Here is a 560-nt window from a genome sequence, read left to right as displayed (position 1 = left end):
ACTTACCCGCGCTGGACGGCGCTTTGGAAGCTGTATCGAATGGGCGACAACATCAGTCAAAAGCAACTTGCTGAAGCGCTTGAGATTGAGCTTGCCTCGTTGATGCGCACGCTAAAACTGCTCGAAGAGCAATCGCTCGTTACGCGACGTTGTTGTGAGCATGACAAGCGAGCACGAATTGTCAGCTTAACGGACGAAGGCAAAGAGCTGTTGATACAAATGGAAGAACGCATCTTGCAGGTCCGTCGAAAACTGCTCTCAGAAATCAATGATCAAGAGCTAAAGAAATTGGGCTTGATCCTAGAGCAAATTGCTCACAATGCGCTCGATTCACTTGGCGAATAAAGTCAGAAATCCTAATAAAAAAAGAGAAGTAAACGCCTATGACTCCAGACCAAAAGTTCGCGCGTTGGATCAAATATTCTTGCGTCGCGTTTGTCCTTGTCTTTGCCTATTTTCTTGTTGCTGATTTAGCAATGCCGTTAACTCCTCAGGCGATGGCTACCAGAGTGGTAACTAAGGTCGCCCCCCGTGTTAATGGACAAATCACCCATCTTTAT

The 560-nt window shown here is 46.6% G+C and carries 1 protein-coding gene and 1 pseudogene; both read left to right on the top strand.

The features are described from left to right. On the top strand, positions 1-345 hold a 345-nt coding region (locus R7O13_RS29645; protein ID WP_318305563.1), incomplete at its 5' end, for a MarR family transcriptional regulator. Between the two features lie 38 nt (positions 346-383). Then, positions 384-560: pseudogene (locus R7O13_RS29640) on the top strand (HlyD family secretion protein); the annotation flags it as partial.

The organism is Vibrio sp. Y176 (assembly GCF_033438945.1).
Note: the sequence above shows the minus strand (reverse complement) of the source record. Positions and strands in the feature narration are given on the sequence as shown.